Raw genomic sequence first — 24,283 nt, forward strand, 5'->3', positions numbered from 1 at the left:
ATTATTCACTCAGGGGATTGGGTATGCAGCTTGGGCTTGTGCGCCGCCTGGCCGTCGCGCTCTCGGTGTTTGTGGTTTTGATGGTATCCGGTTGTGGCCAGAAAGGGCCGCTGTACCGGAACGCGCCGGTGCCCGACGCCGTACCATCGCAGACTGGTGACACCGAGGCAGCTGCGGAGGCGGGCGAAAATGCCGATGAGGACAATGAACAGCCCTGAGCCAGACCACCCGACCTTAAGCTTTCAGGAACAGCATGGATCACTTCAATTACCGTAACGGCGAACTCTACGCCGAAGACGTTGCCGTTGCCGATATCGCCGAGCGCTTTGGTACGCCAGCCTACATCTATTCCCGGGCGACGCTGGAGCGCCATTACCGTGCTTACGATGAGGCCCTGAAGAATCGCCCTCATCTGGTGTGTTATGCGGTCAAGGCGAACAGCAATCTGGCCGTGCTCAATGTGCTGGCTCGTCTGGGGGCCGGTTTTGACATAGTCTCGGCCGGAGAGCTTGAACGTGTGCTTCGTGCCGGCGGGGATGCCGGTAAAGTGGTTTTTTCCGGCGTTGGCAAGCAGGAATGGGAAATGAAGCGGGCCCTGGAGGCCGGCGTTCGCTGTTTCAATGTCGAATCCGACACCGAGCTTGATCGCCTGAACAAGGTGGCTGGCGAACTGGGAGTGAAAGCGCCCATTTCCCTGCGAGTGAATCCGGACGTGGATGCGGGCACTCATCCTTATATCTCGACCGGCCTGAAGGAAAACAAGTTCGGCATCGATATCGCCGAGGCGCCGGCAGTCTATGCCCGGGCGGCCAGCCTGCCCAACCTGGATATCCACGGGGTGGACTGCCACATCGGCTCACAGCTGACGTCGGTTTCGCCGTTCCTGGATGCCCTGGGCCGGGTGCTTTCTCTGATCGACACCCTGGCAGAGCAGGGCATCCGTATCCGCCATCTGGATATGGGGGGCGGTCTGGGTGTGACCTACAACCAGGAAACCCCGCCGCAACCGGCAGATTATGTGAAAGCCCTTAATGAACGCATGGGTGATCGGGAGCTGGAACTGGTGCTCGAGCCGGGCCGCTCCATTGCCGCGAATGCGGGCATTCTGGTGACCCGGGTGGAATTCCTGAAGTGCACCGAACACCGGAATTTCGCCATCATCGATGCGGCCATGAATGATCTGATCCGGCCGGCACTCTACAGTGCCTGGCAGGCCATTATTCCGGTTCAGCCCCATCAGGACAGTGAGGAAAGGCCCTGGGACCTGGTGGGCCCGGTGTGCGAAACCGGCGATTTCCTCGGCAAGGATCGCGCTCTGCGCCTGAAAGCCGGCGATTTGCTGGCGGTGCGCTCGGCCGGGGCCTACGGATTTGTTATGGCCTCTAACTACAACACCCGCAACCGGCCCCCGGAGTTGATGGTGGACGGAGATCAGGTGCATGTGGTTCGGCGCCGGGAGACTCTGGACGACCAGCTGGCGCCGGAAAGTTGCCTGCCGGAATGAGCGGGGGGAACGAGATGTCTCAGCAACGACGTGGCCAGGGTCCGGTCCTGCGCTTTACCAAGATGCACGGGCTGGGTAACGACTTCATGGTGGTCGACGCCATCAGCCAGCCATTCCGGCTGGCCCCGGACACCATCCGGGAACTGGCGGATCGCAATTTCGGGATCGGTTTTGATCAGCTGCTGGTGGTGGAGCCGCCGGGGCTGCCGGATGTGGATTTTCGCTACCGTATTTTCAATGCCGATGGCTCGGAGGTGGAACAGTGCGGCAACGGCGCCCGCTGCTTCGCCCGCTTTGTGCGCGATCAGCGCCTGACCAACAAGCGTGTTATCCGGGTCCAGACTGCCAAGGGTGTGATTGAGCTCAAAGTGGGTCGGGATGGCCTGGTAGCGGTCAACATGGGGGTGCCGGAGCTCAACCCCCCCGCGATCCCCTTTGCGGCAGATCAGCGCAAGGATGTGTATACCGTCGACGTGAATGGTCAGACGGTCGAGCTGTCAGCCATCTCCATGGGTAATCCCCACGGAGTGCTGGTGGTGGACAATGTCGATACGGCGCCGGTGGAAAGCCTTGGCCCGCAGTTGGAAAAGCATCCCCGGTTTCCGGCCAAGGCCAACATTGGTTTTCTGCAGGTGATTGATCGCCGCCATGCCCGGTTGCGGGTGTTTGAACGGGGCTCCGGCGAAACACTCGCCTGCGGCAGCGGTGCCTGTGCAGCGGTGGTGGCCGGTTGTCTCCGCGGCTTGCTGGACAGCCGGGTCGAAGTCGAGTTGCGTGGCGGCAGGCTGGTCATTGAATGGCAGGGGGAAGGTACCCCTGTTATGATGGAAGGTCCTGCAACCACGGTATTTGAAGGCCAGTTGCGGCTGCCTGGCGAACCCCAGCCCCGGCGCCGCAGGAGTGCCCGCCCGAACACCCGACCTCATAAAAACGGGGCCTGAACCGATCAGGAGAACACGATGACAGAACAAACGGCCCGCCAGAAGGCCGGCGAACTCACCAGGGAACAGGTCGCAGAATATCTGAGGGCCAATCCGGACTTTTTTATCGGCCAGGACGAGCTGCTGCGCAGTTTGACTCTGCCCCATGACAGCGGCCGGGCGATTTCCCTGGTGGAGCGTCAGGTGCACCTGTTCCGGGAACAGCGGGACACGTTACGCCGGGAGCTGGTGGAACTGGTGTCCATCGCCCGCCACAACGACCGGTTGTTCGAGAAAAGCAAACGCCTGCTGATGCAGGTGATTGAAGCCCGTAACCTGCAGGATATGGCGGCTGCCATTGATGACAGTATCCGGGGTGATTTTGGTCTGGATGCCGCGTCGGTACTTCTGTTCAGTGAAACCGGTCAGCTTCAGTCACAGGGTGCCCTGCATATGGTGGATGCGGCCGCGGCACGCGAACGGTTGGGAAGCCTGCTGGAAGGGGAGCGGGCCGTTTGTGGCCAGTTCCGCGAGAATGAGCGTGAATTCCTGTTCCCGGACCGTGACGAGCCCATCGCCTCCGTTGCCCTTGTGCCCCTGCGCCACGAAGGTCTGGTGGGTGTGTTTGCTGTCGGCAGTTGTGAACCCGGTTACTTTGATCAGAGCATGGGCTCGCTGTTCCTGAGCTACATCAGTGACACCCTGAGCCGGCTTTTGCCGCCCATGCTCAAGCGCCATGGTACCGGCGCTCCGGTGACGGATCTGACCGCGGAGACCGGCCAGGGGTGAGCGTGGCGGCGAGTGACCACAAAGGATCAGCGAGCCAATTGGCGGCGCTGACCGGCTTCATTCGTCATCTGCAATCCGAGAAACGGCATTCACCCCGTACCTGCGAACACTATCAGCGCGACCTTCAGCGGCTGGTCGCCTGGCTTGCAGATAACGGCCTCAACGACTGGTCAGAGCTGTCTGCCCACGATGTTCGGCGCTACGTAGCCCGGCTCAGCCGGGATGGGCTGAGCGGACGCAGCATTGCCCGGCACCTGTCGTCGATTCGGCGTTTCTACCAGTATCTGCTTCGCGAAGGGCTTGCCATCGATAATCCGGCTCTGGACATCAGGGCGCCGAAAAGTGGTCGGCGTTTGCCCCGCGTTGCGGATGTTGATCAGATTGGCCAGTTACTGGATGCCACCCCCGAAGACCCCCTCGAAATCCGTGATCTGGCCATGTTCGAGCTTATGTATTCCTCCGGCCTTCGGCTGGCGGAGCTGGCCGGGGCCGATCTGTCGGCTCTGGATCTGAAGGGCCCAGAAATCCGCGTTCTCGGTAAAGGTAACAAGGAGCGCGTGCTGCCGGTCGGCCGTAAGGCCGTGGCGGCGTTGCAACAGTGGTTGTCCTGCCGGCGGGCACTGGTCACCGAGGGTGAGAAGGCACTGTTTGTCAGCCAGCGAGGTACCCGTCTGAGCCGGCGCAGTATCCAGAGTCGCCTGTCTCGCTGGGGTATTCTGCACGGCGCGGACCAGCGTTTGCACCCCCACCTGCTCAGGCATTCCTTTGCCAGTCACATGCTGGAATCCAGTGGCGACCTGCGCGCGGTTCAGGAATTGCTGGGTCATGCGGACATTGCCACAACCCAGGTCTATACTCATCTTGACTTTCAACATCTTGCCCGGGTTTATGATCAGAGCCATCCCCGGGCGCGCCGCCGAACGACCGATCGCACAGGGTGTGAAGAGGAAGAGCATCGTGCCGGCCAGTAAGGGAGTAGTTCATGGCATCTGAAGATTCCTGGAAAGAGAAATATCTCAGGGAACTGGAAGAAGCAGAGCATCGGGAAAAACAGTGGGAATCCGAACGTAATCTGCTGGAAAGAATGCTGGTACGAACCAGTCTGGCCTCTGAAGGACAGCGACCGGAGCTGGACGAATTGTTGGGTCGGTTGCGGGAGGATATCCGTAAGAAGCAGATCAACCTGCAGCATTGGCGGGAGCTGCAGGACCAGATTGACCGGCAGATTACCCTGCTGGACGAGCAGGCCGGGCCTCAGGCTGTGTCGCCCACACCGGAACCGCAAGCCCCGGCAGAAGGTGTGGATCTGGCGGATACCACACAGCGACTGAGAATTGCACGCCGCATCGGCCAGTTACTGGGGCAACTGTTGCAACAGGCTTCCCTGGAGCCGGCCGCAGAAGCAGAAGCCCGGGAATTACAGCAGACCTTGCTGACCAGCAACGACTGGGAAGTGCTCCGGGAGGGGCTGAACCGGGTCGCCGACCTGGTGATCGCCGCCATCACCCGCAGCCAGCGCGAATTCGAGGCCTTCCTGAAACGCTTGGATGAGCGCTTGCAGGCGTTACGGGAGCATTTTGCCCAGCAGAGCGATGTCCAGACTGGCCGGCAGGACGCCACAGCAACGCTGGACCGGGAAATCCGTGCCGAGCTGGACAAGGTGGGGGATGACATCCGCGCCAGCGAGGATATTCAAGCTTTGAAGCAGTCGGTCAGTCAACGCCTGGAATTTATTGGCAGTGCGCTGGAGCGGTTCCGGACGTCGGAAAGCGAGCGTGAAAAACTGCTGGCGAACCAACTGGAAGCCATGCAGGAGAAAGTCGCGGCCATGGAGGCCCATTCGGAACAGATGCAGGCCCAGGTGCGTGAAGAGCGTCAGCGAGCCCTGACCGATCTGCTCACCCAGCTGCCCAACCGTGAAGCCTGGCAGGAGCGGCTGTCGTTTGAATACAATCGCTGGTTGCGCTACCGGCACCCGCTCACGGTGGCTGTGCTGGACGTGGATCTGTTCAAGCGCATCAACGATTCCTATGGCCACAAGGCAGGGGATCGCGTGCTGCAGTTGGTGGCCCGGGAGATGAGCACTCGCCTGCGGTCGACGGATTTTATCGCCCGGTTCGGTGGCGAGGAGTTTGTGGTGCTTCTGCCGGAAACGACCACAGATGAAGCCCGCAAGGTATTGGATTCCCTGCGCGAACATGTATCTGGCCTGCCGTTCCATTTCAGCGGCGAGCCGGTAAGCATTACCTTTTCAGCGGGGCTGACCGGTTTTCAGGACGACGACACCGAAGAGTCGGTGTTTGACCGGGCTGATCGGGCCCTCTATCAGGCCAAGGATGAGGGCCGAAATCGGGTGTCGGTGCTCTGACGCAGCCAATCAGTGCCTTAGCAGGGCATCCAGTTCATCAATCACCTCCGCCCAGTCGCTGTCGTCTTCCAGCCCTTCCTCCAGAAAATGGGACTGGCTCTCTGACCAGAAGGGCGCATCCTGGATAGCGACTTCACTGGGTAATGGTGAATGTCGGGCGATGAAATGCTCGACTTCCGATTGACCGGAGGGCAGACCCAGTTGTTCGAACAGGGTGCTCAGGCTGTGTTTGCTGGTGTCCATGGTTACGTACCTCCATCAGCTCATTGGCAAAATGCAATCCTGCCCGTTTGCAGGTATGGTTTTCCTGAAATGTAGTGGACCCGCCGAGGATATCCAGTGAAGTCTCGTTCACAGTTCATGTTTTGCCTCCTGTTGCTGCTTTTTCAAGGGGCCGTGTTGGCGGATCCACCCCAGAATTCGCCGGCGCCCGTACTGGGCGTTGAAGATCTGCGTTGGCTGGCAGAACAGGATGGCTTCAATGTGGGGGTCAGGCATACCCAGGTGCCGCTGGTGTTCGATACCGGGGAGGGGCGCATGGCGGGCATCTGGGTGGACTACCTCAACCGCCTGTCCTCCAAGCTGGGATTGCCCATTGAGCCCTTTCTGATGAACCAGATGCTGGGCACTGAGCGGCCAGAGCCGGACCTGATCCTGACCACCCGACTGCCCGGCGCCCCGGTTATTCCCGGCGTGCGACACACAGCGCCCTTGATGTCACTCACCTACGGCGTGTTTGTGAATGCCGGCGACCCGGCAATCCGGACTCTGTCTGATCTGGAGGCAGCGAAGGTTGTCATTGTCGGCGACGACCCCAATCAGTTTCCGCTGCTGGACCCGGTGGAAAGCTTTACGCCGGTACCGGTTTCCAGCCTGGGTGAGGCCGTCAGCCGGGTTATGTCGGGCGAGGCAGATGCTTTTCTCGGGCCGGTTCCGGTGGTGTCTGACTACCTCGAATCGGCGATGATCAACGGTGTCGGGCTGGCGGTGTTGCTGGATCGGCGACCTGTGGATGTGGTGCTGCAGGTTCCCATTGAACAGGAGCGCATGTTTCGGGTGTTTGATCGCACGGTATCGTCACTGACCCATCAGGAACATCGCAATATTCGCCAGTCCTGGTTGGCGGGGGAGCTGCCCGAAGTCGAGACCCGAAACGTGGCCCTGACCGCCGGTGAACTGGAATGGCTGGCCAGTAACTCGGAGATTACCGTCGGACTGAGGCCGGACTGGCCGCCGTTCGAGTTTGAACAGGATGGCCGGCCCACGGGGCTGGTCGCCGACTTGCTCAGCCGGCTGGAGAAGGATCTGGGGATTCGCTTCCAGCGAGTGACGGTAGACAGTCGGGCCGGTGCCGAGGAAAAACTGAAATCCGGTGAGCTGGACGTGCTTCCCGGCATGTCCCGCACGCCTCGTACCGAGCAGGAATTCCTGTTCACCCGGGCCTATGTCAACGTGCCCATTGCGCTGGCGATCCGCGACACCGGTCGCTTTATCGGAGACCTGCGTGAACTTCGGGATGAACGGGTCGGCGTGGTAAACCGCCAGGCCAGTCATGACTATCTGCTGATCAATCATCCGAATCTCGACCTCTATCCCCAGCAGACCGTGGAAGACGGGCTGCTTGCGCTTTCCAACGGCGATCTGGATGTGATGGTGACGCATATCCCGGCGGTAAGCTACACGGTGGCACGGCTCGGTCTGTCGAACCTGAGGATCACCAGTATTACCCCTTACCAGTACGATCTGAGACTGGCGGTCAGCCCGGCCCAGCCTGAGCTCCACCGCATTCTGAACAAGGCGCTGGGCAGTCTGCCGACGTCCGAAACCGAAGCCATCTATAATCGCTGGATTCACCTGGATATCGAACAGGAAGCCGATTACACCGTGGTTCGGCGGATCATTCTGATAGCCATAGTGGTGGTGCTGATCTTCCTGTACTGGAACCGCAAACTTTCACTGGAAGTGGATGGGCGAATCCGGTCCGAGAACGCGCTGCGCCGGAGTGAGGATGAACTCCGTGCTGCCAAGCTTGAGGCGGAGCGGCTGGCTCGGGAAGCGGAGGCTGCGAGCCGTGCCAAGAGCGAATTCCTGGCCAACATGTCCCATGAAATCCGAACGCCTATGAACGCGGTGATTGGCTACAGCGATCTGCTCTACAATTCAGTCACAGATCCTCAGCAGCGCAATTACCTCAATGCCATCCGGGCGGGCAGTCGAAGCCTCCTGATGCTGATCAATGACATTCTGGACCTGTCGCGGATCGAGGCCGGCAAGATGCGCCTGGATTTCGGCCCTGTGTCCGTGCGCCGGCTGCTCAGTGATGTCCGCCACATCTTTGACCTGCGGGCGACGGAGCAGGGCATTACCCTGGAAGTGAGCGTGGGGTCGGGTATGCCCTCGGCGATGATGCTGGACGAAACCCGCTTGCGACAGGTGCTGTTTAATCTGGTGGGCAATGCCATCAAATTCACCCACGAGGGCGGGGTTACCGTGCGAGCGGTGGCCAAGCCGCTGGGCGAGCCGGCGGATGCCGATTCCGAGGTTTGTTACTACCGGCTGGTGGTGACCGTAGCTGACACCGGTATCGGCATAGCCCCGGACCAGCAGGAGCGCATTTTTGAAGCCTTCGAGCAGCAGGAAGGCCAGAGTTCCCGGCGTTATGGCGGTACCGGGCTGGGGCTTGCGATCAGCCGTAAACTGGTGGAAATGATGGGCGGCAGACTGACCGTGAAAAGTGAGGCCAATGTGGGCTCGACGTTCAAGGTGGTACTGCCCAGGGTAGAAGCGACGGTGGAGCAGGCTGATGACGATGGCGCGCCGGAGGAATCCGAGCGCCTGCTGGCCCAGACCATGAGCATGCATGAGCGGGGCTGGCTGCGGGAAAAACTGGCTGAAGACTTCGGTAATGAATGGCAGGAAGTGCGCGAGAGCGGCGACCCGGAACAGATGAAGGATTTCGCCGTGCGCATTATCGAATGGGGGCAGCGGCACCGCTCATCGTCGGTCACGCGCTACGGTGAGAAGCTGCTGGCGGATGTGGAAGCCTTTAATCTGGACGCGGTGAATACCGCCCTGGATGCATTCCCCCGCCTACTGGGACAGGAATAGCCCGGGCTACAGGCTAGAGGCAGTCAAACTGGGACTGGCGGTCAAAGGCCACGGCCACCATGTCGTAGCCGGAATCCGACAGCGAGCGGATCAGTTCACGATCTTTCAGCAGGGTCATGCACACTTTGTGTACGCTGGCCTGGAGTTGTTCGGCGGCCGGCTGTCGGTTCGGAAAGCGGAAATCCACAATCAGGTATTTCCGGTCTACGCTGGCCCGGGCGGGAATGTCCTCGCGCTCGATGCTTTCATAGCCGATGTAGGTGGCTTCATTGGCCTGAAAAACCTGGCTCATCAATACATCCAGGTTTTCGGCGGATACCTGCGCCGATGACAAGCCGAGCACCAGACCAGAGAGAAGGGCGGTAATATTGGTGCGCATGTGAGGCTCCCGGAACGTAATCTGCGATTCTTGTTAGTGTAACCAAGTGTAAAGTTTGGTTACAGTTGATTGTTGCAGAGTGTGGCTTACTTTTCCTCCTGTGGAAGCTGGATTTTTCAATTGTTTGCAATGCTGAAATGATTTCCGGATGGTAAGGCCCGGCGTTGGTTAATGCCTGTTGTGGCCTGTGATTTCAGCTATCATTGACCAACAGTTGTTGTAAAAGCAGAGGGATAGCCATGTACCAGCTCGTGTTCAAAGGAGAGTGCACACCAGGCACCGATCTGGAAACCGCTCGCAACAATGCCCGGGCCCTGTTCAAGGCCAGCGTCGAGCAGCTGGACCGCATGTTCAGTGGGCAACCGGTCGTCATTCGTAACAAGCTTGAGCAGGTTCAGGCCGAGAAGTATCTGGCGGTGCTGAAAAAACACGGAATGGTGGCGTATGCACAGCCGATGCCCGGAGCCGAGCCGGCCAGACCAGCACCGGCGCCCTCTGCTCAGACTCCGGCCTCACAGCCGGTCCCGCCACAGTCTCCGGCACCAAAGCCGGCGCAACCGGAAGCGAAATCCGGTAACACTCCAGCCGTTGAACCGGGCGATCGCCTGCCAGTGGCCGGCGAAAAGGTGGATGATATTCTGGCCGGTTCCGGCCTGAGCCTGGACCCGGTCGGGGTGACTCTGGTTGAGCATCAGGAGGCTGAGGCACCGATGTTTGAGCATCTTGATGACTGGACACTGGCTCCGGCCGGCAGTGATCTGGGTATAAAACGGGATCTCCCCCCACCGGTTGTGCCGGATACCTCCCATCTGTCACTGGCCGACGATGACAAAAAACAGACCTCTTGACGGGATCGTGAGTACTCGCTCGCCGTACTGGTTGCTGTGCATTCTGCTTGTCCTGCCTGGGTTCCCTCATGCTTTGGCCGATGCTGATGCGAGTAATGCTCGACCAACCATAGGTCTGGTGCTCAGTGGCGGTGGTGCCAAAGGCATGGCCCATGTCGGGGTACTGCGGGTACTGGAAGAAATGCAGGTGCCGGTTGATGTGGTGGTCGGTACCAGTGCCGGATCGGCCGTTGCCGCCCTGTACGCCACCGGGATGCCGGTGGAAGAAATCGAACAGCGATTTATCGGGCTGGACTGGCTGTCCAGTTTTCGCGATGACCCAGGCCGGGCCTACAAGCCGGTGCGCCGAAAGCAGGACGATTGGCGCCTGCCTCTGGTGCCGGGTATTGGCGTCGGTTCCGAGGGCGTTCGGTTTGGTGGCGGACTGGTTACGGGCCAGAATCTCGGCTTTATTCTCAATGAGCTGACCCGTAACGCCGCCCTGGTGGATGACTTTGATCAGCTACCCATCCCGTTTCGGGCTGTGGCGACCGATCTGGAAACCGGCGTTGAAGTGGTGATTGGCGACGGTAACCTGGCTGATGCGATTCGTGCCAGCATGAGCATTCCCGGCGTATACGCGCCGGTGGAAAGGAGCGGACGATTACTGGTGGATGGTGGTGTGGCCAACAATCTACCGGTCAGCGTGGCCCGGGACATGGGCGCTGATGTGGTCATTGCCGTGGATATCACCGATCCGCTTATGACCACTGAAGACATGCGTGAAGCTTTTTCAGTGGTCGGGCAGCTCACCACGCTGATGACCCGGCGCAACACCGAATTCCAGCTGGGCCTGTTAATCGAACGCGACATCCTGATTCAGCCAGATCTGCAAGGCCACACCTCTGCCGATTTCTACGACGCGCCGGTGCTGTTTGAGCTGGGGGCCAGCGGAGCCAGGGATCATGCTGTGGCCCTGAACCGGCTGGCAGTGCCTGACTCGGAGTGGCGGGATTACCGCAACCGGCTTCGAGCCGAGGAACTGGCGCCGGGGCCGGTCGCCCGGATCGAATTCCGTAAAGGCGACCGCCTGGCCAGTGATTTTCTGCGCGAGCGCATCCGGCAGAAAGAGGGTGAACCGCTTGATGTCGAGCAACTGGAAGCCGACCTCAAGCGCATCTATGGCCTGGGCTACTATGAGACGGTGTCCTGGTCCATGCGGCCTTCCGAGGCCGGCCCGGTGCTGATCATTCAAGCCAGGGAGAAGAGCTGGGGGCCCAACTATCTGTCGTTTGGCCTGAATTATGAGGACAACTTCGACGGCGATACACGATTCAATCTGGCCACCGGGTTACGGATGACCGAACTCAATCGCCTTGGCGCGGAATGGCAGACCGGGCTCCAATTAGGCACCCAGCCCTGGGTGCGTAGCCAATGGTACCAGCCTCTGGATTACGGTTATGACCGGTTTGCGGTGGTTGGGGTGGAATATCGCCGTGATGATTACAGTGTCTACGACAACGGCGACCGTATTTCCGAGATTGATGTGACCTTTCGGGAAGTGGATCTGGCCCTTGGCATGGAACTGGGTGGCGATGGCGAGATCCGATTGGGTTATGTCCGTGGCTATGCCACCGTGGATGACGAAGTGGGCGTTCCGGTTGCACCTTCCGGTAAGGTGCATCAGGGCTACGGCAGCCTGCAACTGGTGCATGATTCCCTGAGTGATGCCTTCTATCCGAAATCCGGTGCTTTTGCCGGTATCCGGGCCAGAGTAGAGCGGGAAGAGCTCGGCAGTGACCGGGAGTTCGATGCCCTCACCGGCATGTTGCTGGGAACCGGCACCTGGCAACGTCTCAATCTCACCGGCTTGCTGTATACCCGGCAGGTCATCAGCGGTGAACCGGGCGTTGAGAACGCAGCGCGTCTTGGCGGTTTTCGGCAGTTGTCAGCCTACGCCCCGGGCGAGATCACAGGAAACGATGCCGTTTTAATGGCGGCCTGGGCCAGGCGCGAATTCGGCGGGCCGGTGCTGCCCTGGTTCACCGGCCTGGGATTTGAGACCGGCAATGCCTGGGAGCAGATGGATGATGCCACCTGGTCCGGGCTGGTGCGATCCTGGAGTGTTTTCGCCGGGGTGGATACCTTCCTGGGGCCGGTACAGCTCTCGGCCGCCTATAACAACGAAGACGAATGGACCGCATACCTCAATATCGGCTTCTCATTCACCCAGCTGTTCTACTGAGTTTTCGCGGTATCAGTTGTTCAGAGCGGATAGCACCTGCTCGCACTGCTGCACGGCATAGCGGTGCAGGATATCGGCCAGGGCCTGTTCGTCCCGTTCCCGTATTATCCGGATGGATTCTTCCATGTGCACCAGGTTGTCTTCCAGAACCTGTTTGCCGCCATGGCGCAGGGCGACAAAGGCGCAACGCTTGGCAGAGGGCCAGAGATCCTCGATGGCCGAGACAATAAAGTAATTGTCGGCGTACACCAGTGAGGCTTTGGTGTATTCAATACCCAGCTCCAGAAACGCCATCAGATCGTTGTTCTGAAAACGGTCACGCATCTGCTCGTACAGGGATTCCAGCCGCTGCATGTCATTCGGTTGCCACTGACGCACCAGCTTCCGTCCGGTGTGAGTCAGGTACAGTTCCAGAGTCTCATAGAGACTGCGGACAAAGTGTTCATCCAGCGGCGTGACGAACGCGCCTTTGCGGGGTACGTTACGCACCAGATGGCGCTTCTCCAGCAGCAGCAGGCCTTCCCGGATGGAGCCGTGGCTGACATCCATCTGCTTGGCCATGGCACTTTCATAGATGCGCTCGCCGGAACGGAGTTGCTCGAAGGCAATCAGGTTTTCAATGTGACGAGCGACCTGTTCGGTCAGGGTTTCTCTGGGTTTGAATGCGTTCATGAAATGGTCGTTTACAGCATCAGTCGAGCGCTCATGTTCGCACAAGCGCCCGCCCGGGGCCAGATCAAAGCAGGGGCGCCAATAGTCGTACCGCCCGGCAGCCCAACCGGAACAGGATGGAGCGCTGGCGATAGTCTTTTTCGGTCATGGGCCGGCTGGCGCCCAGATCTTCCTCCAGCATGGTTTCCACCTGCTGGATGAACGTTGGGCTGGTGTTGACGGCGGTAATCTCGAAGTTCAGGCGCATGGACCGGTTGTCGAGGTTGGCGGTGCCGATGGCGGCGTAGCGGCTGTCCACCAGAACCACTTTCTGGTGCATGAAGCCGGGCTGGTAACGATAGATACCGATACCGGCCTGACTGGCCTGTACCAGATAGGAATAGGCGGCCAGCCGGACCAATGGGCTGTCGGTTTTCTCCGGTATCAGGATGCGAACATCCACCCCCCTGAGCGCCGCCAACTGCAGGGCATTCATGATCTGGAAATCCGGCACAAAATAGGGCGAGGCAATCCAGATCCTGGTGCGCGCGTTGTTGATGCAGTTCAGGAAGAACAGGGTGCAGGTTTCCCAGGTGTCTGCCGGGCCGGTGGGCAATATCAGTACTTCCTGGTCTCCGGGAGGCTGAAACACGGACGCCCAGTTCAGTTCCGGCCGGGTATTGCTGGCCCAGTTCCAGTCCTCCAGCCAGGCCAGCTGGAGGCCGGTGACAGCGGGCCCTTCAATCCGGCAATGGGTGTCGCGCCAAGGTTCCTGGTCCATGGCGGTGCCCAGGTATTCGTCGCCCAGGTTGATACCACCGACGAATCCCACCTTGCCATCGCAGACCAGGAGCTTGCGATGATTACGGAAGTTGATCTGGAAGCGCCGACGCCGGATGTTGCCGTCACCAAACGAGGCAATGCGGGCGCCGGCAGCAGACAGTTCATTCAGCCATTTGCGGGACAGAAACGCGCTGCCAATGTCGTCATACAGGAACCAGACCTCGACGCCCTGGGCCAGCTTGCGTTCAAGGATGGCCTTGATGCGCTGGCCGACACGGTCTGAGCGGACAATGTAGAACTCCAGCAGCAGATAATGGCGGGCGTCTTCCATGGCATCGAACAGGGCTTCAAAGGTGGCTTCGCCGTCTCGCAGCAGCGTGCAGTGGTTGCCAGCGGTGAACGGTTGCCGGCCGAGTTTGCACAACACCTGCAACTCGTCGCTGAAATGCTCCTGGCCCGGATTGGTGATGGAGGTGGTCTGGTTTTCAAAATTATCGAGCAGGCTGGTCAGAGACTTGTTACCCATGCGGCGAGCCTTGACGTAACCACCAAAGCGATAACGACCAAACAGCAGGAACATGGGCACGGCAATGTAGGGCAGGCCCACCAGTGCGAGAATCCAGGCTATGGCTCCCTGGGCCGTTCGATAGGTGAGCAGGATGCGGTAAATACAGGCCAGCGCCGCCAGGTACAGCGCTGCCAGCGGAATGGCCAGTAGCGAAAGGTTCTCTGTAATCATGACTCTTGTCCCTGATGACTGGCCCGGAACTGGGCCGGGGCGACACCGGTCCAGCGCTTGAACGCACGGCTGAAGGCGCTCAGCTCGGAGAACCCCAGGAGAAAGGCGATTTCGCCAAGTGCGTACTGGTCGTCGGCGACATAGCGCAGGGCCTTGTCCTTGCGGACCTGCTCCACCAGGTCGTGGAAACTCATGCCTTCTTTCTTGAGTTTTCGGTACAGGGTCTGGCGGCTCATATGACACTGCCGGGCCAGGGTGTCGGCGTCAATCCGGTCGGTGGCCATCTGCCGGGAAATCAGGCGACGCACCTTTCGGCTGAACGAGCGGCGGGTCTGTAGCCGGGCCATGACCGCATTGACCTGTTTCAGCACCGCTGAGTAAACATAGGGATTCCGGTGCGGGATGGGGTGGCCCAGGTGCTTGCTGTCAAACGCCATGCGGGTAACGCCACAGCCGAAATGGACGGTGCCACCGAACAGTTTGCGGTATTCAGCGGCATATGCTGGCTCCGGATGGGCAATTTCCAGCCAGTCAGCCTCGATACTGCGATGGATAAAATGCCGGGTCCGGCACAGGGCGGCGGCCAGGGTGCGGTCCATGTCCTGGCGACAGTAATGATCCGGACGATCCGGCTGCCAGGTCAGGATGGCCTGGTCCGGGGTTTGCTCAAAACTCAGGGTGACTGATTCGTTGATCAGTCGGTGCAGCCGGACATACTGCACCACGGCTTCGCCCAGAGTGTCGCAGTTGAAGAACACATGGCCGACCAGTCCCATGCGCTCGGGGTCGATGACCTGGCCGGCATGCAGGCCGACGCCCGGATCGGCGGTCAACTGCTCGGCCAGTTCCCACAAACGGTAATGGGCAGAAGCGGGTACCCGTAGGTCCGGATCTTTCAGAGTCGCCAGGGTCAGCCCGGTAGCCTGTTCCACCCGGACACGATCCAGAAGACCCCGTGTTTCCAGATAGTGCACCAGCGCCAGTGTGCTGGATGCCGCCACCTGGGGCGATTCCGGATATTCGATCTGGGGCTGCATGCCTGGGTTCTGCTCCCGTTTGTTATCTGGTGGACTGATACAAAATGTCAAATGATTGGGACAACAAGTCAATGGGTTGCCACTGCTTCAACGATAGCATGTTGGTTATCAGGTTGAAGTAATGCGTTGCAAAGTGGAGGTGTTGTATGGAACAGGAAATCTTTGTACCCCATAGCGAAATGGAGCGCAAAAACGTTCTGGCACTCGCTGAATACCTGGACAGCATTTTCTATTGCTGATCTTTCAGGCGTATGTCTGTGACCTTCCAGCCGGGCTATGCCCGGCTTTTTTGTGCCTGTCGGGTTGGCACCAAATTCCCCTTGCCCCTTAAACTGGCAGTGGTAGTGTATCCGGTTTGATCCGACAACCGGAGGCTGCCAGACCATGAGTGTTGCACTGAATCACCGTATTTCCGGTCAGGGAGATCCCTTGATCCTGCTGCACGGACTATTTGGTTCCCTGGAAAACCTGGGTGGTATTGCCCGCCGGCTTGAGGACGGCTGGCAGATCCATGCTCTGGATGAACGCAATCACGGCAGCTCTCCCCATACTGAAGACATGGACTATCCGGCTATGGCCGAGGATGTCATTGCCTATCTGGATGCCCGGGGTATTGAAAAAGCCAGTCTGCTGGGCCACTCCATGGGTGGCAAGGTCGCCATGCAGGTTGCTTTGAGGCATCCGGAGCGGGTGCGGTCATTGATTGTGGCGGATATCTCGCCGGTTACCTACAAGGCCCACCACGACGCCATTCTTGAAGGCATGCAGCAGATGGACCTTCGTGGAGTGAAATCCCGCAGCGAGGCAGATGCCCGCCTGGCCCGGTTTGTCGAAGTGGCGGGTGTGCGCCAGTTCCTGCTGAAAAACCTGGAGCGTATTCCGGCCCAGGAACAGGCCGACGACGAGGTGGCCTTCCGCTGGCGGCTGAACCTGTCTGTCATTGATGCCTGTTATGACAAGCTGGCGGCAGCGCCGGAAGGGCGGGGACCGTTTGAGGGACCGGTGCTTTTTATCAAGGGTGCGGATTCCGCCTACATCCAGGAGAAACACCGGGATACCATTCGTACCCTGTTTCCAGACGCCGACTTGAAAATCATTGAAGGCACCGGGCACTGGCTGCACGCGGAAAAGCCGGACGCTTTTGCCATGCTGTGCCGGCGTTTTCTGGAACAGGCCTGATCTTGTCAGAAACCCTGTGATGTCTGCTAAGGTTAGCCACACGGAGTTTTCCGCCGGGTCGCCTGCGGACAAAGAATCATAAAAGGGAACGGGCGCGCATGATGAAATGGTTGCTGGTTGGCTTGCTGGTTGTCTTTTTGTTGCTTGGCAGCTTTCTGCTGACCCCGTCTCCGATCGACAGTAAAGCCTGGGAAGCGCCCTCTCCACCGGCCATGACCGGTGTGCTGGCGCCCAATGAACGGTTGCGGCTGGCGGATCTGCTTGCTCGTGGCGAGGTGTACGGCCCGGAAGACACCACCATAGGCCCCGATGGTGTGCTCTACACCGGCACCCAGGACGGCTGGATCGTTCGTGTTCACCCCGATGATACGGTGGAACACTGGCTGGAAACTGGCGGCAGGCCCCTTGGATTGGTGTTCGATCGCAACGGCAATCTGATTGTGGCCGACGCTTGGAAAGGGCTGTTATCCATTACCGCCCAGGGTGATATCACGGTGCTTACCCGAGAGGCCGAGGGCACCCCCTTCCGGTTCACGGATGATGTGGTGATCGCCCCCGATGGCCGGATCTATTTCACCGACGCCAGTTCCCGCTTCCAGCAGCCTGATTACGTACTCGACTTGCTGGAGATGCGTCCTCACGGCCGGCTGCTGAGATACAATCCGAAGACCCGGAAAACCGAGGTGCTGCTGGGCAACCTGCACTTTGCCAACGGTGTGGCGGTAGCCCCTCAGGGCGATTATGTGCTGGTGAACGAGACCTGGAAATACCGCATTCTCCGGTACTGGATCAGTGGCCCCAAGGCTGGCAGGGCTGAGGTATTTGCCGACAACCTGCCTGGTTTTCCGGATAACCTGGCGGTGGATGGTGAGGGCCGTTACTGGGTCGCCTTCCCGACCCTGCGTAATCCCCGGGTCGATGCCATGCACAAGTCCCCCTGGCTGAAGGATCTGGTTGCCAAGTTGCCGGACAGCCTGAAGCCCAAGCCCCAGAACTACGGTCTGGTAGTCGCCTTCGATAGCAAGGGCCAGATGCTGACCAGCCTGCACGACACTCGCGGTACTCATCTGCAGGAGATTACCTCAGTTAACCCCCACGACGGTGTTCTATACTTTGGTTCACTTCACAACGACCGTATTGGCCGGCTACCGTTGCAGGCCATCCCCGGCCTTGGAGAAGCCACCCCATGACTGATGCCCCCGCCCTGAACTGGGATTTGCCCGGCCCGTTCACTCTGGAAATCTCGGTTCAGGCCGAAGATACCGATCGACTTGGCCATGCCAATAACGTGGTGTACATCCGTTGGCTGGAGGAAGTGAGCTGGGCCCACATCGAGAGCCTGGGCATGACCTGGGCCCTGCACGAGGAAACCGGCAAGGCCATGGCCATTACCCACACCGACGTTGACTACCTGATGTCGGCTAATGCCGGCGACCAGCTGGTGCTGGGCACCTGGCTGACGGACTGGGATGGTCGTTTTCGCTCGGCCCGACAATTCCAGTTGATTCGCAGGGCCGATGGCAAAACCCTGTTGCGGGGCCTGTCTACTCACGCCTGCGTTGATATGAAATCTCAGCGCCCGGCTCGGGCGCCGAAAGCATTTGTCGATATTCTGTCCGGCGCTCTGGTGCCCGGCGGCCGGGGCCTGCCGCGCTAGGGCCGTCGACGGAAATATCTGCTAGTCTCATCCTTGATGCCCTTCGAGGGACATCTGACCCCATGCACTCCGGAGGCAACCATGGAACCTACCGACGTTAGTGAATCAATCCTCATGCAGCACGTGATCTACGGCGAGTTTGGTGAGCGGGAGGTGCTTCAGGTGGCGCAGGCTCCGGTGCCTGAGCCCCGGGAAGGTGAAGTGGTCATCCGAGTGCATGGCGCCGGTTTGAACCCGATTGACTGGAAGACCCGGAAGGGGCTGGGGTTCGCCGCCCGACAGATCGAAAACCGGCTGCCCTGGACGCCGGGGTACGACGTTGCCGGTGAGGTCGTCGCTGTTGCTGAGGGCGTGACCACCCTGGCCCCGGGCGACCGGGTGATGGGTATGGTGGGTTTTCCGGCCGGCGGTGGTGCTTATGCGGAGTACACACTGGCTCGTGCTGACGAGTTGGCCATCGTCCCTGATGAGCTTGATCTGGTGACTGCCGGCGCGGTGCCCCTGGCGGCATTAACGGCCTGGCAGGCTCTGTTTGAGGTGGCCAGGCTGGAATCCGGTCAGAAGATACTGATTCACGCCGGGGCTGGCGGTGTCGGCCATTTTGCGGTTCAGTTTGCGCTGGAGCGTGGCGCCCATGTGGTGGCGACAGCCTCACCGGCCAATCGGGATTTTCTGGCAGAGCTCGGCGTGCACGAAGTGATTGATTACCACACTACCGACGTGGCTGAGGAGTGCTATGGCCTGGATGTGGTGCTGGACTTGGTGGGAGGGGAAGCCGGCAAACGCTCCCTGCATACCCTGTCAGAAACCGGCGTGCTGGTGACCATTCCCACCGTGACCGCCGATGACATTGTCAGCGCCGCCGAGGCCATGGGGCTTTGGGCCCATGGTATGACCGTGAGGCCGGATGTGTTTCACCTGGACGAGATCGCCGAGCTGATTGAGGACGGCGATGTGCGGGTTCACATTGAACAGGCTTTCCCGCTGGATCAGGTGCAGGCCGCCCACGCATTGCTGGAGGGCGGCCACGTCCGTGGCAAGCTTGTGCTCGACTGCCGCTGACGGAGGCGAATAGCGTCAGGCTGGAGCGGCACCGCTTGCCGTTTTGTCGCCCTTCTCACCGGCAGGTTCTTCCCGGTCCCGACGTTCCTTCTGGGGTTGTGGGGGAACCAGGCTGATCAGTACCCAGTCGTCACCGGGCTCGAGGGTTTCCATGTCCTTGACCGGGTGAATATGGTCCCGACTGTCGCGTACGAACAACACCAGGGCCTGGTTCTGATACTGGTTCAGAAACTGCTGGTAGCTGAACTCTTCGCTTAGCTGCGTGGTTTTCACGGTGTAGCCCTGGCTGACCAGGCTCGCCAGCTTGGCATAGCTGACACCATCGAACAGACCCCGGGTTCGCTGCACCTTGCCTGCGGTCTGAAGCCGCGCCCGCTGATCCTGGTCGCCTTCCACCAGACCAAATACCGAATCATCTCCGAACCAGTCCAGAAAGTGGTAGGTGGCCAGACTGTTCATCTGCTTGTATGGCGACAGTATCAGGAGGTTGCCGATTCCGGTCAGGTCCATATGTGTGGCGGCATGTTCCGACACCGGATTGCCGAAATACACCGGCAGGTTTTCCATGCGCGCCTGACGCACGTTCTCCCAGTTGGTGTCGGTCAGCATGGTGGGAATGTCATGCTTTTTCAGGGCCTGGGCCACCAGCCGGGCCACCGGGTTGGCGCCCAGAATCAGGAAGCCGTGCGCGGGCGGTTCCTGAACCCCCAGCAGTTTTGCCACGGGTCGGGCAGTGAGGCTTTGCAGGGTAACGGTGGTGATGATGAGCATAAACACCAGTGGTACCAGTACGCCGGCACTCTCATAGCCGATTCGCTCAAGCTGGAATGCGAACAGCGCTGAGACCGCCGCAGCGACAATGCCACGTGGAGCAATCCAGCTCAGGTACAGCTTTTCGCGCCAGTTCAGTGTGGTGCCAATGGCCGAGAGGAAAATGCTCGCGGGGCGTGCAATCAGCATGAGGATGGCCAGCACAGCAACCAGGCCCCAGCCCAGTTCGGCGATGGCAGCAAACTCTACACGGGCGGCCAGAATGATAAACAGGGCCGAAATGAGCAAGACACTGAGGGATTCCTTGAATTCCAGAATGCTGTCGACCGGAACCTGCTTCATGTTGGCCATCCAGATGCCCATCACGGTCACGGTGAGCAGCCCCGATTCGTGGGCCAGTTCATTGGAAATGGCAAAGACACCGAGCATGAAGGTGAGTGTGCCGGCGTTATGCAGGTACTGGGGAATCCAGTGCTTTCTGAGGACCAAGCCGTTCAGGTAGCCGGCGGCGGCACCGATGGCAAAGCCAACCAGCAGAGTCTTGCCGAAAATGTAGAGGGAGTGGCTGAAAACATTGCCCTGGCCCCAGGAAACGATGCCCTCGAACACCAGAACGGCCAGCAGCGCGCCTACCGGGTCAATGATGATGCCTTCCCAGGTGAGGATGTTCGCCAGCTTGGAGGTGGGGCGCACCGCCCGGAGCAGGGGCGCAATCACGGTAGGCCCGGTGACGACGGAGATAGCACCGAACAACAGGGCGACTTCCCAGGATACCTGGAGAATCCAGCGGGCGGCCAGGGTGCCGATAATGCAGGTGACGATGGTGCCCACAGGAATAAGATTGCGCACCATCTTGCCGTGGCCTTTGATTTCCTCGTAGCGCAGGGTAAGGCTGCCCTCGAACAGGATGATGGCCACTGCCAGGGAGATAACAGGAAACAGCAGGTCGTCAAAAATGGCTTCCGGTTGCAGGAAGCCGGTCACCGGGCCGGCAAGGATGCCACCGGCGAGCAGGAACAGGATCGCTGGCATGCGTACCCGCCATGCCAGCCACTGGCAAACCAGGGAAGAAACGCCGATGCCGGCCAGAATTAACGTGGTGCTTACGGCCATAAAAGGGCCCCGATGAGTGAGTTAGGCGTTGGCCTTGCGGGCAATACGGTTCAGCAGCCGGGACGCTGCGAAAAAGCCGAAACTCGCGGTCACCGGGCTGGCAGCACCAAACCCTGTGGCGCAGTCGAGCCGCACCGGGCCATCGCTTGTCGGTTTTTGTTGACATACCTCGCCATCCGGGGCGGGGTAGGTCAGTTGTTCCAGTGAGTATACAGCTTCTACACCGAAGCGCCGTTTCGGGTTTCGGGAAAAACCGTATTCCCGGCGCAACATATTACGGACCTTGGCCAATAATGGATCCTGTGTGGTTTTTGCCAGGTCGGCCACCTGGATCTGGGTCGGGTCCATCTGGCCTCCCGCGCCACCGGCACAGACGATCGGAATCTTGCGCCGCTGGCAGTGGGCAATCAGCGCCGCTTTTGCCTTCACGCTGTCGATGGCATCCACCACGCCGGTCATATCTTCGGTGATCAGCTCGCCGACATTCTTCACCGTGAGAAAGCCAAAGTGCACCCGAATATCCGCCTGGGGATTGATGGCGCGCAACCGCTCCGCCATGGCATCGGTTTTGGTTCGACCATACTGGCCCTGCAGAGCGTGTAGCTGCCGGTTGGTGTTGGAGACACAGATGTCGTCCATATCAATCAGGGTGATGGTGCCGATACCACTACGCGCCAGAGCTTCTGCCGCCCAGGAACCGACGCCACCGAGACCAACAATGGCGATGTGAGCATGGCGGAAAGCATGCAGGGCCTTGCGGCCGTACAGACGCTCTATGCCGCCGAAGCGAAACACGTACTCAGAATCGGTCTGTTGGTTATCTGGCATAAGAGTTTTGGAAACCGTCTCAAAAAATTAGCAGCGCAGATAATAACCGACTAGGTAATGGCGCGCTAAGAGCAGGCCGAAAAAAACGGCGGGCTCCCGTCAGGAAACCCGCCGCCGTGACGCGCCGCATTGGTGATTGGGCGCGTATTTGTCTCAAGCCGGACTGGTTATGGGGTTACATCAATCAGTACCGCCAGACCCAGCTCATCGCGATCACCACCCGCTTCTACGTAGCCGGTGGTGAATACACCCAGGCTGCCGTCTTCGTTGAAGTAGCCTTCAAAAACGGTTTCTTCACCAGCCTGATCGCTGGGAATTGTCACGGTCGTGCTACCATTAGGGGCGACCGAAATGGTAAAGGCCTGCTCACTGATAGCACCCGTCACTGAAACCAGATCAGAGCCCAGTCCTGTTGGCTTTTCTAGTTCAGATACTGTGCCGGATATGGTGCCTGCACTGTCGCTGGTCATGTTCATATAGGTATTGAAACGGGTGGCCGATAGCACCATGTTATTGGTGCCGCCACCGTCCAGATGCATCGCCATGAACATCAAGCGGTATTTTTTGCCCAAAAGGTCTAGCTGTGTGGAGGGCAGTTTGACCAGCAGCGTTTTATCAAAGCCCGCCTCACTTTGCCCGCAGCCAAGGCTGCCCGCGTTGCAGCCATCGGTCTCGGTGAAGTCAATGAAGCTGCCGCTCTCATTGGCCTGTCCAACAACGCCATCGCCGAAGTCAATACTGCCATCTGCGGCAATGGGGATGGGGGTTGACGTCGTGTCCGCTGAGAAGGGATTGGTTGTGTAAGCGGCAGCGCCGTTGCTGTTAACCATCAGTTCGTGGGAAGTGCCTGCTGCTCCAGTGGCCTCGAACGTGCCAGTGAATTCGACCAGATTGGTTTCTGTCATCAGCTCAAGGTAACCATCTTCCAGCAAAGCGCTTAAATAGACCCGGCCGTAATCACCCTGTACGTCGGCAGGGGTGAGACTGGTGGGCTGGCGAATGAAGATTTCCAGCGTGCGTGCCACCTCATCACCGGAGCGGGCATTCGGGTCGAGAGCATCGTCCTGGCCGTCGTTGTCGGTGTCGGTCAGTTCATAGCGAACCCCGGCCTCGTGGTTCAGGCCGATAAACATACCTTGTCCGGAGACCTGCTGAAAAATGTAGCTCTGACCGGGCCAGCGCCAGCCAAAACCGGAATCGGTGTCGAGATCCTCTTCAAACTCTCCTTCAACGGAGAGCACTCCTGCGGTGGTGTAGCTGCCTTCGAAGCTTTCTGAAAGCTGCTCGCTGTCTACTTCGTAGTAGACCATGGCCTGATCCAGCGCTGTACCGTGAAGGTTGGCGTAGGCGGAATCGCTGGTGGTGAAGTTTACATTTACCGTTCCGGTGTCACCGGCTGTGAAGGTGAAACGGTCAATCCAGGTGTCATGGGCATAGGTGCCGTAGCCATTGCCATCGGTATCGTGAAGGGCGAAGGCGAAGGCGGTGTTGATGTAGCTACCGGCAATCGAAGCCGTCGCTGCGCCTTGTGCGCTGATCGCCACGACATCGTTTTCAATGAAGGTCCCAACCTCGTTCTCAAGCGATGTAAACATGGCATCGAGATTTTGGCCGCTTACCTTGGTCAGGTCGTATTCTTCGACCTTGCCGCTGAGTTTGACCACATCGGTAACGACCAACTGGTCAAGATTGGCGCCGGTCTCAATAAATTTTCGCAGCACGAATTCAGACACCGGGCTGATGTCGACGTCTTTTTCAACAACCTGAGCCCGTAACTGCTGGTTGTTCTGCCCGGTGATACGAACGACAAGGTTGCCTGCCAGGTTTACGCCCTCGGGCAGGGTAAGGGTGTAATCACCCGAAATAGAGGTGCTGGTGGTGGCAAGTATATTGCCGATCTGATTGCCGTCGTCGTCCACACGAATGAGCTCGACGTTTGCTCCCTGAACTGGTTGAAGGCCCGTTATGGCCGCTGCGGCCGGGGAGACCAGGAAGTTCACTGCAACTTCCATGAGACCGGGCTCCTGCCAATGTGCCACGGTTCCGGCGGGGGCGGTCGCTGTGCCGGAAATGGTCTCTCCGGAGGCTGTGTTGCTATCGCTGCTGCTGCCACCACTGCTTCCCCCGCACCCTGCGATGCCCACAACAGAAGAAACGGCGGTCGCCAGTGCGAGTTTCTTGAAACAATTCATATAAAGCTCCTTGATTCAGTTAAATCACCGGATTCGGCGGGTGAATCCGGCTCGGCCCTGAGGCTCCCTGTGAGAGGGTTATTCAGATATAGCAAGGAGGATCTGGCAGCGCCCCACCCATTTGGGGAGTG

The 24,283-nt window shown here is 59.4% G+C and carries 21 protein-coding genes; 13 read left to right on the forward strand and 8 right to left on the reverse strand.

Annotated features, from left to right (window positions below; genetic code table 11):
- Window positions 1–23: 23 nt before the first annotated feature.
- The 6 genes from lptM to C7436_RS14460 are packed head-to-tail and all read left to right on the forward strand — an operon-like array spanning window position 24 to window position 5,581.
- Window positions 24–218: an LPS translocon maturation chaperone LptM gene (lptM, locus tag C7436_RS14435; protein WP_022992130.1), complete on the forward strand. Its 195-nt coding sequence runs from the start codon at window positions 24–26 to the stop codon at window positions 216–218.
- A gap of 35 nt (window positions 219–253) precedes the next feature.
- Complete coding sequence (gene lysA / locus C7436_RS14440) at window positions 254–1,504, forward strand: diaminopimelate decarboxylase (protein WP_011784039.1); 1,251 nt, start codon at window positions 254–256, stop codon at window positions 1,502–1,504.
- A 14-nt stretch (window positions 1,505–1,518) separates the two neighbouring features.
- Window positions 1,519–2,445: a diaminopimelate epimerase gene (gene dapF, locus C7436_RS14445; protein WP_031209911.1), complete on the forward strand. Its 927-nt coding sequence runs from the start codon at window positions 1,519–1,521 to the stop codon at window positions 2,443–2,445.
- Window positions 2,446–2,463: 18 nt separating this feature from the next.
- Window positions 2,464–3,213 (forward strand): DUF484 family protein, encoded by a 750-nt coding sequence (locus tag C7436_RS14450; protein WP_011784041.1) that lies wholly within the window; start codon window positions 2,464–2,466, stop codon window positions 3,211–3,213.
- On the forward strand, window positions 3,210–4,184 hold the full coding sequence (xerC, locus tag C7436_RS14455) for a tyrosine recombinase XerC (RefSeq protein WP_011784042.1): 975 nt from the start codon (window positions 3,210–3,212) through the stop codon (window positions 4,182–4,184). Before C7436_RS14450 ends, xerC begins: the two co-directional genes overlap by 4 nt.
- 11 nt (window positions 4,185–4,195) lie before the next feature.
- Window positions 4,196–5,581: a GGDEF domain-containing protein gene (locus tag C7436_RS14460; RefSeq protein WP_121208244.1), complete on the forward strand. Its 1,386-nt coding sequence runs from the start codon at window positions 4,196–4,198 to the stop codon at window positions 5,579–5,581.
- 9 nt (window positions 5,582–5,590) lie between these two features.
- Here the strand turns inward: C7436_RS14460 and C7436_RS14465 are convergent, their stop codons facing one another.
- Window positions 5,591–5,824: a DUF2789 domain-containing protein gene (locus tag C7436_RS14465; protein ID WP_011784044.1), complete on the reverse strand. Its 234-nt coding sequence runs from the start codon at window positions 5,822–5,824 to the stop codon at window positions 5,591–5,593.
- 117 nt (window positions 5,825–5,941) lie between these two features.
- Between C7436_RS14465 and C7436_RS14470 the strand changes: the two genes are divergently transcribed.
- Window positions 5,942–8,689 (forward strand): ATP-binding protein, encoded by a 2,748-nt coding sequence (locus C7436_RS14470; RefSeq protein WP_410110933.1) that lies wholly within the window; start codon window positions 5,942–5,944, stop codon window positions 8,687–8,689.
- A gap of 13 nt (window positions 8,690–8,702) precedes the next feature.
- Here C7436_RS14470 and C7436_RS14475 read toward each other — a convergent pair whose 3' ends face one another.
- The gene (locus C7436_RS14475) at window positions 8,703–9,068 is read right to left on the reverse strand and encodes a hypothetical protein (protein WP_121208246.1); all 366 of its coding nucleotides are present in this window, start codon (window positions 9,066–9,068) and stop codon (window positions 8,703–8,705) included.
- Window positions 9,069–9,307: 239 nt separating this feature from the next.
- On the opposite strand from C7436_RS14475, the gene C7436_RS14480 reads away from it, so the two are divergent.
- Together C7436_RS14480 and C7436_RS14485 are read left to right on the forward strand one after the other, a co-directional pair.
- The gene (locus C7436_RS14480; RefSeq protein ID WP_023011753.1) at window positions 9,308–9,916 is read left to right on the forward strand and encodes a hypothetical protein; all 609 of its coding nucleotides are present in this window, start codon (window positions 9,308–9,310) and stop codon (window positions 9,914–9,916) included.
- Between the two features lie 145 nt (window positions 9,917–10,061).
- A complete protein-coding gene (locus C7436_RS14485; protein WP_410110934.1) occupies window positions 10,062–12,140 on the forward strand; it encodes a patatin-like phospholipase family protein in 2,079 nt (692 codons plus the stop codon).
- Window positions 12,141–12,152: 12 nt separating this feature from the next.
- Here C7436_RS14485 and C7436_RS14490 read toward each other — a convergent pair whose 3' ends face one another.
- From C7436_RS14490 to C7436_RS14500, 3 genes are all read right to left on the reverse strand, one after another.
- Window positions 12,153–12,812, reverse strand: a complete 660-nt coding sequence (locus tag C7436_RS14490; RefSeq protein WP_121208248.1) for a GntR family transcriptional regulator — start codon at window positions 12,810–12,812, stop codon at window positions 12,153–12,155.
- Window positions 12,813–12,876: 64 nt separating this feature from the next.
- Window positions 12,877–14,313, reverse strand: coding sequence for a cardiolipin synthase (cls, locus tag C7436_RS14495; RefSeq protein ID WP_121208249.1), 1,437 nt, complete (start codon window positions 14,311–14,313; stop codon window positions 12,877–12,879).
- Window positions 14,310–15,350 carry an AraC family transcriptional regulator gene (locus C7436_RS14500; protein WP_121208250.1) on the reverse strand — a complete coding sequence of 347 codons (1,041 nt, stop codon included), beginning with the start codon at window positions 15,348–15,350 and terminating at the stop codon, window positions 14,310–14,312. The genes cls and C7436_RS14500 overlap by 4 nt, the downstream gene beginning before the upstream one ends.
- A gap of 384 nt (window positions 15,351–15,734) precedes the next feature.
- Between C7436_RS14500 and C7436_RS14505 the strand changes: the two genes are divergently transcribed.
- From C7436_RS14505 to C7436_RS14520, 4 genes are all read left to right on the forward strand, one after another.
- The gene (locus C7436_RS14505) at window positions 15,735–16,529 is read left to right on the forward strand and encodes an alpha/beta fold hydrolase (protein WP_121208251.1); all 795 of its coding nucleotides are present in this window, start codon (window positions 15,735–15,737) and stop codon (window positions 16,527–16,529) included.
- Window positions 16,530–16,627: 98 nt separating this feature from the next.
- The gene (locus C7436_RS14510) at window positions 16,628–17,719 is read left to right on the forward strand and encodes an SMP-30/gluconolactonase/LRE family protein (RefSeq protein WP_228198151.1); all 1,092 of its coding nucleotides are present in this window, start codon (window positions 16,628–16,630) and stop codon (window positions 17,717–17,719) included.
- Window positions 17,716–18,186, forward strand: a complete 471-nt coding sequence (locus C7436_RS14515) for an acyl-CoA thioesterase (RefSeq protein WP_041654511.1) — start codon at window positions 17,716–17,718, stop codon at window positions 18,184–18,186. Before C7436_RS14510 ends, C7436_RS14515 begins: the two co-directional genes overlap by 4 nt.
- Before the next feature lie 81 nt (window positions 18,187–18,267).
- Window positions 18,268–19,248: an NADP-dependent oxidoreductase gene (locus tag C7436_RS14520; protein ID WP_121208252.1), complete on the forward strand. Its 981-nt coding sequence runs from the start codon at window positions 18,268–18,270 to the stop codon at window positions 19,246–19,248.
- 15 nt (window positions 19,249–19,263) lie between these two features.
- Here the strand turns inward: C7436_RS14520 and C7436_RS14525 are convergent, their stop codons facing one another.
- The 3 genes from C7436_RS14525 to C7436_RS14535 all read right to left on the reverse strand — a co-directional run bounded on the left by C7436_RS14525 (window position 19,264) and on the right by C7436_RS14535 (window position 24,152).
- Window positions 19,264–21,132, reverse strand: coding sequence for a cation:proton antiporter (locus tag C7436_RS14525; protein ID WP_011784056.1), 1,869 nt, complete (start codon window positions 21,130–21,132; stop codon window positions 19,264–19,266).
- 21 nt (window positions 21,133–21,153) lie between these two features.
- Window positions 21,154–21,960: a tRNA cyclic N6-threonylcarbamoyladenosine(37) synthase TcdA gene (tcdA, locus tag C7436_RS14530; protein WP_121208253.1), complete on the reverse strand. Its 807-nt coding sequence runs from the start codon at window positions 21,958–21,960 to the stop codon at window positions 21,154–21,156.
- 167 nt (window positions 21,961–22,127) lie between these two features.
- Window positions 22,128–24,152: a hypothetical protein gene (locus C7436_RS14535; protein WP_121208254.1), complete on the reverse strand. Its 2,025-nt coding sequence runs from the start codon at window positions 24,150–24,152 to the stop codon at window positions 22,128–22,130.
- Window positions 24,153–24,283: the final 131 nt, after the last annotated feature.

The organism is Marinobacter nauticus, assembly GCF_003634635.1.
Taxonomy (GTDB): Bacteria; Pseudomonadota; Gammaproteobacteria; order Pseudomonadales; family Oleiphilaceae; genus Marinobacter; species Marinobacter nauticus.